We start from the raw sequence: 13,531 nt of genomic DNA, 5'->3' as shown, positions 1-13,531 counted from the left end.
GAAATGCTAAACGTTGACAGGCCTTTCGTTTGAGGTGTATCTTAAAATCAAGCGTAATTATGACTATTTTTCGCCCATAGGGGGGAGACAATTGTGATTCAAACGAAACAAATAGGCTTGCAAGAAGCTCTTAGTGCAGCCATTAAGCGTGCAACTGATGAAAAAATATTGGTTAGCTTCGTAAAACAAATAGACTGGATGGATCCGCTTCTGTTTTATGCAGCAGGAAAAAGGATTGCATTCGAAAATAGATGTTATTTTGCAGACCCGGCTCAGCATGTAATATTTGCTGGAATTGGCTCTGTTTTCACTATAGCAACTGCTTCTCACAAACGCTTTCAAACTGCTCGTGACGAGTGGGATAAAGTAAAAGAGAAAGCATTTGTACAAAGAGAAAAATACGAATTTGGAACAGGTCCTCTTTTATTTGGTGGATTTTCATTTGACCAAGAAAAAGAGAAAACGGACTTATGGAAAGAATTTGATGATACGACATTTTCACTACCAGCATTTTTATTAACTGTAAAAAATGAAAAAGCATGGTTAACGATGAATACATTTGTCTCAGCAACAGATTGTGCAGAGACTCTTTCTAACGAAATGATTTCTTTAGAAGAGAAAATTTTTTGGGAGAGTAAATGTGCATTAGAAGGATCGAAATTAACAGTTACTTCTAAAGTAGAAGTGGATCCGAAAGGCTGGATGGAGGCCATTGAGAAAGTACAAGATGAAATGAAGCTGGGGAACGTGCAGAAGGTTGTATTAGCGAGGGAGTTAAAAGTAGAGATGGATCATCATATTGATTCTGCTCTTGTCTTAGAAGCACTTCGCATTGGGCAACCGGATTGTTACGTATTTTCTTTTGATTATAAAGGAGCATGCTTCTTAGGAGCGACGCCAGAGAGGTTAATTCGCAAAGAAGATGAGAAGTTTACTTCGATGTGTCTTGCTGGTTCAACTGGTCATGGTCAATCTATAGAAGAAAGTAAGCGAAATAGTAATGCGCTTCTTCATGATGAAAAGAATTTAGCTGAACACGGTTATGTTGTGAATATGATTAGGTCGGTATTAAATGAGCACTGCGAATCCGTTAATATTCCGGAAAGTCCGGGCTTATTAACAACGAAAAACTTAATTCATTTATATACGCCTGTAGAGGCAAAAGGCGATGCGAGTCTTTTAACAATGGTAGAAGAATTACATCCAACACCAGCTCTTGGCGGGACACCTCGTTTGGAAGCGATGAAACTGATTCGTGATGTTGAATTGTTAGACAGAGGATTATATGGCGCACCGATTGGCTGGATAGATGATGAAGGAAATGGTGAGTTTGCGGTTGCACTCCGCTGCGGGTTATTAAATGGCGAGAAAGCATCCTTATTTGCCGGTTGCGGGATTGTAATTGATTCTGTACCGCAACTTGAATATGAAGAAACAAGTTTGAAGTTTAGACCGATGCTTGGTGCTTTGGAGGAATTAATGAAATGAACAATCATATAGAAGCATTATCATATTATTTAGGCGCGTTCGTGGATGAACTGACGCGTCTAAATGTATGTGATGTTGTCATTAGTCCAGGCTCACGGTCAACGCCGATAGCTCTACTAATGGAACAACACGAAGGAATGAACACATATTTACATGTAGATGAAAGATCTGCAGGATTTTTTGCGCTCGGTATCGCAAAAGCGAAAAAACGTCCTGTTGCATTATTGTGTACATCAGGAACGGCAGCAGCTAATTACTATCCAGCTGTATGTGAAGCTTTTCATTCACGAGTGCCGCTTATCGTCTTAACGGCAGATAGACCGCATGAATTAAGAGATGTCGGTGCACCACAAGCGATGAATCAATTCAATTTATACGGTACATTTGTGAAGCAATTTACAGAGATGGCTCTTCCAGAAGCGAGTGAAGCGATGTATCATTACGCTCGCATGACAACGCAGCGTATGATAGCGAATGCTTGTTTAGCGCCGCAAGGACCTGTTCATCTTAATTTTCCAGTACGCGAACCGCTTATCCCGGATTTCTCATTAGAAGGTTTATGGGATAAAGGACGCGGGGAATATACAGGAGTAGTTCAGCAAGGGAACGTGACGATGCCGAGTGAATATGTAGATTCGCTTGTAGGGCGCCTTTCACATATGGAGAAGGGGCTTATTATTTGTGGAGACGATAGTCATTCAGAACTCGCAGCATTTGCGGCAGAATTAGCTGAAAAAACTGGATATCCAATATTGGCAGATCCGCTTTCTAATATTCGTAGCGGACATCACGATAAAACGATGGTAATCGACTGTTATGATACATTTTTACGAAATGAACTGTTAAAAGAAACGTGGAAGCCAGAAGTTATGATTCGCTTTGGTGGTATGCCTGTTTCCAAATCATTAACGCAGTTCATAAAAAAACAAACGAAAGCAGTTCATATCGTTGTTGATGAATCTGGACAATGGAGAGATCCAGCTCTCGTTGCGACAGAAGTTGTCCAAGCAAATGATATTGTATTTTGCAGTGCATTAATAGAAAAAATGCCAGTTATGAAAAAGAATGATTGGTTCGGAATGTGGCAACATATAAACGAAAAAACGAAGGAAACGCTTCGTGAAATGGAAACATATGATACTGCATTTGAAGGGAAAGTTATTACGGATATTGTCCGCGTACTACCAGACGGGGCAACATTCTTTGCGAGTAATAGTATGCCAATTCGTGATACGGATTCATTCTTCTTCACATTGGATAAAAATATTCAAGTTATGGCAAACCGCGGTGTGAATGGGATTGATGGCATCATTTCGACAGCTTTAGGAGCGAGCATTATTTGCGATCCGCTCGTATTAGTGATCGGTGATTTATCCTTTTATCACGACTTAAATGGACTGTTAGCCGCGAAATTACATGAATTAAATATAACAATTGTCGTTGTAAATAATGACGGTGGCGGTATTTTCTCATTCTTACCACAGTATGAGAAAAAGGAACATTTCGAATCATTATTTGGAACACCAATTGGTCTTGATTATGAACACGTTGTTAAAATGTACGGTGGTTCATTTAGCCGTGTAAATGGTTGGGAAAGCTTCCGAGAAGAGGTACAAAAAGGAACGACTACAGAAGGTTTACACGTTGTGGAAATTTGTACGAACCGTGATGAAAACTTAATACTGCACCGGACATTATGGGCAAAAACGATGGACGTGATTACTACATCTTTACAAGGTGAATCGAAATGAACGTAACGCTGCAAGGTGTATCGTATGAATATGAAGTAGTCGGAAGCGGGGAACCACTTCTACTTCTTCATGGTTTTACGGGAAGCATGGAAACGTGGCGTTCTTTTATCCCTTCATGGAGCGAGCAGTTTCAAGTTATTGTAGTAGATCTTGTTGGGCATGGAAAAACAGAAAGTCCCGAAGATGTGAATCATTATGATATTCGAAATGCGGCATTGCAAATGAAAGAACTACTAGATTACCTTCATATTGAAAAAGCGCACGTACTTGGCTATTCAATGGGCGGTAGACTGGCGATTACTCTGGCATGTCTATATCCAGAGTATGTACATTCTCTTTTATTAGAAAATTGTACAGCTGGGCTTGAAAGTGAAGAGGACCAAAAAGAACGTTGTGAAAAGGATGAGCGACTTGCTGATAAAATTGAGCGAGAAGGCATCCGAAGTTTTGTATTAATGTGGGAAAATATTCCGCTATTTGAAACGCAAAAAAGTTTAGCAAAAAACGTACAAGAAGCAGTGCGAAAAGAACGACTTGCTAACAATCCCAAAGGACTTGCAAATAGTTTGCGCGGCATGGGAACAGGGGCTCAGCCTTCATGGTGGGATGAGCTACACAACTTGAAAATGCCTGTTCTTTTAATGAACGGGGAGCATGATGAAAAGTTCTTTCGCATATTAAAAAATATCGAAAAATGCGTCTCTGACGCGAAATTTGTCAAAATTGATGGTGCTGGCCATGCAATTCATGTGGAACAACCGGAAAAGTTTGATACAATAGTAAAGGGATTTCTAAAAACTATGCAGTGATGCTTTTTTATCTAAGAAGGAAGCTACACTTATAGAGGAGATCAGAAATATACAAGGAGGTAGTTGTAATGGCTATTGAATGGGTAAAAGAAGGCAATTACGAAGATATTATTTATTCAACATACAATGGTATCGCAAAGATTTCGATTAACCGTCCTGAAGTACATAACGCATTCCGTCCAAAAACGGTAATGGAGTTAATCAACGCTTTTGCACACGCTCGTGATGATGCAAATGTTGGCGTTATCATTTTAACAGGTGAAGGTGGACGTGCATTCTGTTCTGGCGGCGACCAAAAAGTTCGCGGTCATGGTGGATATGTAGGTGACGACCAAATCCCTCGTTTAAACGTATTAGATTTACAACGTCTAATTCGTGCAATTCCTAAACCAGTTATCGCAATGGTAGCAGGTTATGCAATCGGTGGTGGACACGTACTTCATATCGTATGTGACTTAACAATCGCTGCAGACAACGCTGTATTCGGACAAACAGGTCCTAAAGTAGGAAGCTTTGACGGTGGATACGGAGCTGGTTACCTAGCTCGTATGGTAGGCCACAAGAAAGCTCGCGAAATTTGGTACCTATGCCGTCAATATAGTGCACAAGAAGCGCTTGATATGGGCTTAGTAAACACAGTAGTACCATTAGAAGAACTTGAAGCAGAAACAGTACAATGGGCACAAGAAATCTTAGCAAACAGCCCAATGGCACTTCGTTTCCTAAAAGCTGCATTCAACGCAGACACAGACGGTCTAGCTGGTATTCAACAACTAGCTGGAGATGCAACGTTATTGTACTACACAACTGACGAAGCAAAAGAAGGTCGCGACGCGTTCAAAGAAAAACGCAGTCCGGACTTCGGTCAATTCCCTCGTTTCCCGTGATCAAAAGCGAAAGCGGCTCGCTTAGAATGTGAGGGGGATGGAGCTTCTGACGTAGAGGCGTTTTTTGCCTCGTAGGAAGAAGTGAAGCCACCGAACATTCTAGCCGATGTAGCTGGATGAAACCAAAAGCAGAAGCGGCTCGCATAGAACAAGAGGGCGTTGGAACTCCTGACATAGAGGCGCTTTTTGCCTCGTAGGAAGGCGTGAAACGACCGACTGTTCTAGCCGATGTAGCTGGATGAAATCAAAAGCGAAAGCAGCTCGTTCAGAATGTGAGGGGGATGGAGCTTCTGACGTAGAGGCGCTTTTTGCCTCGTAGGAAGAAGTGAAGCCACCAAACATTCTAGCTACTGTAGCTGGATGTTTTAAAAGCGGAGCCGACTGTTTAGCCTCGTAGGCTAAGGTTCTTTCGCACAGAAAGTGTACTTTACTTTCTCGTGCGGAAGGTTCTTAGACGGAAGGGGCTAGGAGGCGCAGCTAGATGAGATCAAACCGGAAACAAAACAACTAAGAGACTTGATGTCATATCAAGTCTCTTTCTTTCATGAAAGGAGAATGTATGATGGAGACGATGCCAAATTGGTTAAAGCAACGTGCATTTTTAACACCAGATCGCACTGCAATTGAAATAGAGGAAGAGAAAGTTACTTTCTTGCAGCTGCATGAAAAAGTAGTATCTGTTTGTGAACACCTCACGCATGTTGGAGTGAAGCGAGGGCAAAAGGTGGCTGTTCTGATGAAAAATGGTATGGAGATGATTACAGTTATTCACGCCCTATCTTACGTAGGTGCAGTAGCTGTACTTCTAAATACACGTCTTTCAAGAGAAGAGCTACTTTGGCAAATGGATGATGCTGAAGTTGTTTGTTTAGTGACGGATCAACAGTTTGATGCTAATGATGTTCCTGTCTATTCATTCGCTGAAGTGATGCATGGACTGAAGGTAGAAGCATCTATACAAGAAGAATTTTCTTTAGAAGAAGCGATGACAATTATTTATACGTCTGGGACGACTGGGAAACCGAAAGGCGTTATTTTAACGTACGGTAATCACTGGGCAAGCGCGGTAGGCTCTTCGCTTAATTTAGGGCTTCGTGATGATGATTGTTGGTTAGCCTGTATGCCGATGTTCCACGTTGGCGGGTTATCTCTTTTAATGAAAAATATTATGTACGGAATGCGCATTTTACTCGTTCCGAAATATGATGCTGACTTTATTCATAAAGCACTTCAAACGAGAGGCGTAACAATTATTTCTGTCGTTTCTAAAATGTTAACTGACTTATTAGAGAGACTTGGAGAAGAGACATATCCATCTTCTTTACGATGTATGTTACTTGGCGGAGGACCAGCGCCGAAACCGTTACTCGAAACATGTGTAGATAAAGGAATTCCTGTATATCAAACGTACGGTATGACAGAAACGTCGTCGCAAATTTGTACGTTATCCGCGGATTACATGTTAACGAAAGTAGGGTCTGCCGGGAAACCACTATTTCAGTGCCAACTTCGTATTGAAAAAGATGGTGTAGTAGTGCCGCCGTTAGTGGAAGGCGAGATCGTAGTAAAAGGACCGAACGTAACAGGCGGTTATTTTAACCGTGAAGATGCGACGCGCGAAACCATTCAAAATGGATGGCTTCATACTGGTGACCTCGGTTATTTAGACGAAGAAGGATTTTTATACGTATTAGATCGACGCAGTGATTTAATCATTTCTGGCGGAGAGAATATATATCCGGCCCAAATTGAAGAAGTGTTGCTTTCTCATCCGATGGTAGCAGAAGCAGGTGTCGTCGGTATGACTGACGATAAATGGGGACAAGTACCAGCTGCTTTTGTTGTAAAAAATGGGGAGGTAACAGAAGAAGAAATTATTCATTTTTGCGAGGAGAAATTAGCGAAATATAAAGTGCCGAAAAAAGCGTGTTTCTTAGAGGAATTACCACGAAATGCTTCGAAAAAATTGTTAAGACGAGAGCTAAGACAATTAGTGGAGGAGATGTAGTGGAAATAAAAAAAGCGACACTGTATATAACGGAAATGCCACTCGTAATCCCGTTTGCTGCGAGCTACGGGACTTACGAAAAGCGTGAGAGTATTGTTATTGAATTAGAGGATACAGACGGGTACATCGGATTTGGGGAAGTCGTTGCATTTTCTGAACCGTGGTATACGGAAGAAACGGTGAAGACAGCACTACATGTACTGCAAGACTTTTTGTTACCTGATTTATTAAAGGCTGAAATTTCTCATCCGAATGAGGTACCTGGTCTATTTCAACATATAAAAAGAAACCGAATGGCAAAAGCCGGAATAGAGGGGGCTATTTGGGATTTATATGCGAAGCGTCAAAAGAAATCGCTAGCGACAGTTCTTGGAGGAGCTAGCCCTGAAATTGAAGTCGGCGTTGTAATTGGGATCAATACGATTCCGGTTATGTTAAAACAAATCGAGAAGTACGCAGAAGAAGGGTACGAGCGTTTTAAAGTGAAAATAAAGCCAGAGCATGATTACGAATTATTGAAAGAGATTCGTAAAGAGTTCCCGCACATCCCGTTAATGGCTGATGCAAATTCAGCGTATACATTAGCGGATACAGAGAAACTGAAACGACTAGATGAATTTCAATTGATGATGATTGAGCAACCGCTAGCAGATTACGATTTTCTCGATCATGCACAGCTGCAGAAGAAGATTGAAACGCCAATTTGTCTAGACGAAAGTATCCATAGTTTAGAAGACGCACGCGTTGCGATTACACTTGGTAGTTGCCGCATCGTTAACATTAAACCAGGACGATTGGGTGGATTAACAGAGTCAATCCAAATCCATAATTATTGTATGGAGCATAACATACCAGTTTGGTGCGGCGGTATGGTAGAGATGGGGATTTCACGAGCGCAAAATGTGGCCCTTGCCTCATTGCCGAACTTTACGATTCCTGGCGATATATCTGCTTCTAGTAGACATTGGGAGAGGGATATTATTTCACCGGAAGTGATGCTTGAGGGCGGGAAAGTGACGGTACCACAAAGCGTTGAAGCTGAGTATGAAGTAGACCGCGGAAGGCTGGCGGAAATCACGAAGCAGCGGATTGTGTTTGAACGGTAAATGGAAGTTTCATTAGGATGCCCGCAAGTAGCGAGAGGATTTTGTCGTTCATTGTCGGTAAGTCGATATATTTCAATAATCGCTGATATAATTTTATTTACCAAGGTTACTGTAACGAGTAGCCTTTTCGTATTGTACAAATTGGATAGACTAGTTTACAATCGAGCGTATAAAAATGGAATGAAAAAGGGGGAGTAAAATGAAGCGCATTTCAATTTTAATAGCTGATGATGAGGCGGAAATTGCTGACTTAATTGAGATACATTTAGAAAAAGAAGGGTACCATGTTGTGAAAGCAGCGGATGGGGAAGAGGCGGTTCATATTATTGAAGCGCAGCCAATCGACTTGGTAGTTTTAGATATTATGATGCCGAAAATGGATGGTTATGAGGTGACGCGTCAAATTCGCGCGAAACATCATATGCCAATTATTTTTTTAAGCGCGAAAACTTCGGACTTTGATAAGGTGACAGGTCTTGTACTAGGTGCGGATGATTATATGACGAAGCCTTTCACACCGATAGAATTAGTTGCACGTGTAAATGCACAACTGCGTAGGTTTTTTACGTTAAATCAACCGAAAGTAGCGGAGAGTAAATCTGCTTTAGAAATAGGCGGAGTCGTAATTAATCCTGAGCGCAGGACGGTTGATGTGTATGGTGAGCAAATTGAATTAACGCCGAAAGAGTTCGATATTTTATATTTATTAGCGAGTCATCCGAAGAAAGTATACAATGTGGAAAATATTTTTCAGCACGTATGGGCGGATGATTATTATGAAGGTGGAAATACAGTAATGGTACATATTCGTACTTTGCGGAAGAAACTTGGAGAAGATAAAAGAAAGGATAAATTAATAAAAACAGTGTGGGGAGTAGGTTATACTTTCAATGGCTAATATGATGAAAAGTTTTCGATTTAAAATGATTGCCTTATTTGCGTTAAGTATGGTGCTTGCAGCAACTGTAACTTATATAATTTATAAAGGATTGCAGCTGTATTATAAAACAATGGTTCGCTACGAAGAGCCTTTAGCACAATTTAGGTCAATGGTAAGGGAATTTGGAGACATTAACTTCTTTTTAATTTTCTTTATTCCGTTGTCTATTATCTTTTTCTTCTTTTTGACAAAACCGTATTTAAAATACTTTGATGAAATTTCTAATGGGATTCATCATCTTGCGAACGGTAACTTTACGAATAAAGTTCAAGTTTCATCAAATGATGAGTTTGGAAATATCGCGCGTGAAATAAATGTTGCAAGTGAAAAGTTAAAAGAAGCTGTTGAAAGAGGAGATTTTGCTGAAAGTAGTAAAGATCAGCTTGTTGTAAATTTAGCTCATGATTTAAGAACGCCATTAACATCCGTGTTAGGATATTTAGATTTAATTCTTAAAGATGAAAATTTAACAAAAGAACAAATTAAACATTTCTCCACAATTGCATATACAAAATCGCAAAGACTGGAAAGTTTAATTGATGAGCTATTTGAAATTACACGTATGAATTATGGCATGCTAAAGCTGGATAAAAAGCCGATTGATATAAGTGAGTTACTTATACAGTTAGAGGAGGAATTGTATCCGTTATTAGAAAAACATCATTTAGAAGCTAGATTGAATGTGGACCCTCATTTACCGATGCACGGTGATGGAAAATTGTTAGCTAGAGTATTTGAAAACTTGTTAACAAATGCCGTTCGTTACGGATATGATGGGCAATTTGTTGATATGAATGGGTATGTTGATAATAGAGAAGTTGTCGTACAAATTATGAATTATGGAGATAGCATTCCAGAAGAAGATTTACCGTATCTTTTTGATATGTTTTACACAGGTGATAAAGCGAGAACTGAGAACCGTGGCGGGACAGGCCTTGGACTATTCATTGCGAAAAATATTGTCGAGCAGCATAATGGTACGATTTCTGCTGAAAGCAATGTAGTTAGAACGATATTTGAAGTACGATTGCCAAAAGACGAGAATGTAACAATTTAATAAAAATTTAAACTTTACCCCACTTTTTATTTTAATAGTTTTTTCTATTCTATACGTAAGTTACGTTAAGGAGGAACTAGAAATGAAAAAGTGGGTATTTATTTCTTTTTTTATAGCATGCACAGTATGTGTAGGCGTTTATATATCACCTTTATTTCAAAAGGAAATCGATGTTAAAATTGTCGGGAAAGATGAGCTAGTAAAGGCGGCAAACACTGAGAGGAAAGAGATTACGAAGGAACAAATTTATAAGGGTGATTTATTATTAGTTAACAGGGATTATCCAGTAAAAAAAGATAGTATTAGGTCTGATATTATAAATATAAATCATAATAGTGAATTAGTAAGAGGCTATGTAATATTTGATAGAAATCTTCGTTTATCAAAGGATGTTGTGAAAAAGTTTTTGAACGTTGTCGATGCGGCTGGAAAAGAAAGTGTTAACCATTTTTTGATTAGTAGTGGTTATAGAGATTTCCAAGAGCAAAAACAGCTATATGAAAAAATGGGATCTGATTATGCACTTCCAGCAGGATACAGTGAACATAATTTAGGATTATCACTGGACATTGGGTCTACTCAAAAAAAAATGGAGAAAGCGCCTGAAGGAAAATGGATTGAAGAGAACGTATGGAAGCATGGCTTTGTATTACGTTATCCGAAAAATAAAAGTAACATTACTGGAATTCAATATGAGCCATGGCATATCCGTTATGTCGGCCTACCTCATAGCGCAATTATGCAAAAAAAGAATTTTACACTAGAGGAATATTTAGAGTTTTTAAAAGAGGAAAAAGAGGTTTCAACTGAAGTAGAAGGTAAGAAATATACTGTTTCTTATTATAAAGTTTCTGAGAATACGAAAGTGAACGTTCCAGCAAACAAGCAGTATGAAATTTCCGGTAACAATATGGATGGGGTTATTGTGACGGTTCAGGAATAGAGAAAAAGGCTGTGCCATTTGGGACAGCCTTTTCTTATATAAGAAAGGAATTGACGTTTTTTGTCGGTAAATCGATATTCCTTGTCGAATCGTTGATATATTTTGAGTTACGATAGATATAATTAAAAAATCGTTGATATATTGTAAGTTATGATAGATATATTCGAAAAATCGTTGATATAATTTCCTGTACTATCAACATTTTGGAGGAGCATCTTTTTATTTACTTTTAAACATTATAACGTTATATTTACTTCTCCCTTTTTTTGTGTTACGCTAAGCGTGTGAAAGAGATATAAAAAATGAAACTTAAATGTAAGCGTATTCTTATGGCTTCTTATAGAAAAGGGTGGAAATACAATGACAGAACGATTCGTACTACGTAATGTGAAACGTGTGAACGGGGAAGAGATTGACATTGTAATTGAAAATAACAAAATCGCACAGGTGACGAAAGCTGGTGCTGGCGAGGGTGGAAAGGTTCTTGATTACTCTGGTACTTACGTATCGAGTGGTTGGATTGATTTGCACGTTCATGCTTTTCCAGAGTTTGATCCGTATGGCGATGAGGTGGATGAAATTGGCGTTAAGCAAGGGGTAACGACAATTGTTGATGCGGGTAGTTGCGGTGCTGATCGCATTGCAGATTTAGTAAAAAGTAGAGAGCAGGCAAAGACAAATTTATTTGCCTTTTTAAATATTTCTCGCATCGGTTTGAAACGAATTGATGAATTATCCAATATGGAATGGATAGATAAAGAGAAAGCGATAGAAGCAGTAGAAAAGTATAAAGATGTAATCGTTGGGTTAAAGGCGAGAATGAGTAAAAGTGTCGTTTGTGATAGTGGAATTGAACCGCTGCATGTAGCGCGCGCTTTATCTCGAGAAACATCATTACCGATTATGGTACATATCGGTTCAGCGCCTCCTCGCATTGAGGAAGTTGTACCTCTTTTAGAAAAAGATGATGTCATTACACATTATTTAAACGGGAAAGAAAATAATTTATTTGATGAAGAAGGTAAACCACTACCTGTGTTACTAGATGCAGTGAATCGCGGTGTGCATTTAGATGTTGGTCACGGTAACGCTAGTTTTTCTTTTAAAGTAGCAGAAGCAGCGAAGCGTTACGGTATTGCCTTTCGTACAATTAGTACAGATATTTACCGGAAGAACCGTATACACGGTCCAGTTTACAGTATGGCTCACGTTCTTTCGAAATTCCTTTACTTAGGTTATCCGCTAGAAGAAGTGATTGATGCGGTTACGAAAAATGCAGCAGAATGGCTTAAGAAACCAGAGCTTGGCCGCATTCAAGAAGGAGATATTGCAAACTTAACTTTATTTACGGTGAAAGATGAGAAGGTTACGTTAATTGATTCAGAAGGGGATCAGCGCATTGCTGAAAGAAGAATTGATACGAAAGGGGTTGTAATCAATGGGTCATTCATTGAATGCTAAGTACGGATTAAAAAGAGTGATTAATGCGAGCGGTAGAATGAGTATTTTAGGTGTATCCGCTCCGGCAAATACAGTGATGGATGCGATGAAACATGGTGGACAAAATTATGTAGAAATTGCTGATTTAGTAGATAAAGCAGGAGACCATATTGCGAGAATTCTAGATTCAGAGGCAGCAGTTGTTGTAAATTCAGCATCAAGCGGAATTGCGCTTTCTATCGCTGGTATCGTTACGGAAGGAAATCGCCGTAAAAGTGAAAGACTTCATCAAGAAGTAATCGCGAAAAACGAAGTGATTATGTTAAAAGGTCATAACGTTCAATACGGTGCACCTGTTGAAACGATGATTTACTTAGGCGGCGGTAAACTCGTTGAAGTTGGCTATGCAAATGAAGGGAAAGCAGAGCATATTGAAGATGCAATTGGTGAAAATACAGCAGCGATTCTGTATGTGAAATCACATCATGCAGTGCAAAAAAATATGATTTCTGTTGAAGAAGCATGGGAAGTTGCGCAGCGAAATAACGTACCGCTTATCGTGGATGCAGCAGCTGAAGGAGATATTCAAAAATATGTGAAGTATTCAGATCTTGCCATTTATAGCGGTTCAAAGGCGATTGAAGGGCCTACTTCTGGTATTGTTGGCGGGAAACGAAAATACATCGAGTGGCTGAAAGTACAATTACATTGCATCGGAAGAAGTATGAAAGTTGGGAAAGAGACGACTTTCGGTTTACTTCAAGCGCTTGATGAGTACGGAGTAAAAGAAGATAAGAGCGAGCAAGAAAAAGAGCTATTACAAGTACTTATGCCGCTAAAAGAATTAAATGGTGTAAATGTAACGATCGTTCAAGATGAAGCAGGAAGAGCAATCTTTAGAGCTCGTATTCATATTAACGAGAAAGAGTTAAACAAATCAGCAAAAGAAGTTGTGACTGCATTACGCGAAGGGGAAATCGCCATTTATACACGTGATTACGGAGTAAGACAAGGATTCTTTGATATTGATCCACGTCCACTTCAAGGTGATGACATACATGTGATTGAAGAAAAATTGAGAGAAATCGTAGGGGGAAACTAA

Annotated in this window: 11 protein-coding genes; all 11 read left to right on the top strand. The window is 39.4% G+C overall.

Annotation, left to right across the window (positions count from 1 at the left end; genetic code table 11):
* Positions 1-93 precede the first annotated feature (93 nt).
* A complete protein-coding gene (locus DOS87_RS26535) occupies positions 94-1,488 on the top strand; it encodes an isochorismate synthase (protein WP_000616702.1) in 1,395 nt (464 codons plus the stop codon).
* Positions 1,485-3,239, top strand: a complete 1,755-nt coding sequence (menD, locus tag DOS87_RS26530) for a 2-succinyl-5-enolpyruvyl-6-hydroxy-3-cyclohexene-1-carboxylic-acid synthase (protein WP_001059211.1) — start codon at positions 1,485-1,487, stop codon at positions 3,237-3,239. The genes DOS87_RS26535 and menD overlap by 4 nt, the downstream gene beginning before the upstream one ends.
* Positions 3,236-4,048: a 2-succinyl-6-hydroxy-2,4-cyclohexadiene-1-carboxylate synthase gene (gene menH / locus DOS87_RS26525; RefSeq protein ID WP_001103351.1), complete on the top strand. Its 813-nt coding sequence runs from the start codon at positions 3,236-3,238 to the stop codon at positions 4,046-4,048. The genes menD and menH overlap by 4 nt, the downstream gene beginning before the upstream one ends.
* 68 nt (positions 4,049-4,116) lie before the next feature.
* Positions 4,117-4,935: a 1,4-dihydroxy-2-naphthoyl-CoA synthase gene (gene menB / locus DOS87_RS26520; protein WP_000963888.1), complete on the top strand. Its 819-nt coding sequence runs from the start codon at positions 4,117-4,119 to the stop codon at positions 4,933-4,935.
* A 562-nt stretch (positions 4,936-5,497) separates the two neighbouring features.
* The gene (locus tag DOS87_RS26515; RefSeq protein WP_000449539.1) at positions 5,498-6,943 is read left to right on the top strand and encodes an o-succinylbenzoate--CoA ligase; all 1,446 of its coding nucleotides are present in this window, start codon (positions 5,498-5,500) and stop codon (positions 6,941-6,943) included.
* Positions 6,943-8,049: an o-succinylbenzoate synthase gene (gene menC, locus DOS87_RS26510; RefSeq protein ID WP_000403312.1), complete on the top strand. Its 1,107-nt coding sequence runs from the start codon at positions 6,943-6,945 to the stop codon at positions 8,047-8,049. Before DOS87_RS26515 ends, menC begins: the two co-directional genes overlap by 1 nt.
* A 199-nt stretch (positions 8,050-8,248) precedes the next feature.
* Positions 8,249-8,947 carry a response regulator transcription factor gene (locus DOS87_RS26505; protein WP_000822507.1) on the top strand — a complete coding sequence of 233 codons (699 nt, stop codon included), beginning with the start codon at positions 8,249-8,251 and terminating at the stop codon, positions 8,945-8,947.
* Positions 8,940-10,046, top strand: a complete 1,107-nt coding sequence (locus DOS87_RS26500) for a sensor histidine kinase (protein WP_000002603.1) — start codon at positions 8,940-8,942, stop codon at positions 10,044-10,046. The genes DOS87_RS26505 and DOS87_RS26500 overlap by 8 nt, the downstream gene beginning before the upstream one ends.
* A gap of 82 nt (positions 10,047-10,128) precedes the next feature.
* Positions 10,129-10,989, top strand: coding sequence for a D-Ala-D-Ala carboxypeptidase VanY (locus DOS87_RS26495; RefSeq protein WP_000759400.1), 861 nt, complete (start codon positions 10,129-10,131; stop codon positions 10,987-10,989).
* A gap of 360 nt (positions 10,990-11,349) precedes the next feature.
* Entirely contained in the window at positions 11,350-12,450 is a 1,101-nt protein-coding gene (locus DOS87_RS26490; protein WP_000139936.1) for an amidohydrolase/deacetylase family metallohydrolase, read from the top strand.
* Entirely contained in the window at positions 12,428-13,531 is a 1,104-nt protein-coding gene (locus DOS87_RS26485; RefSeq protein ID WP_000510079.1) for a DgaE family pyridoxal phosphate-dependent ammonia lyase, read from the top strand. Before DOS87_RS26490 ends, DOS87_RS26485 begins: the two co-directional genes overlap by 23 nt.

Source organism: Bacillus sp. CR71 (assembly GCF_003429245.1).
GTDB classification, from domain to species: Bacteria; Bacillota; Bacilli; order Bacillales; family Bacillaceae_G; genus Bacillus_A; species Bacillus_A thuringiensis_S.
The sequence above is the reverse complement of the archived record's forward strand: the minus strand, read 5'-3'. Positions and strand labels throughout refer to the sequence as shown.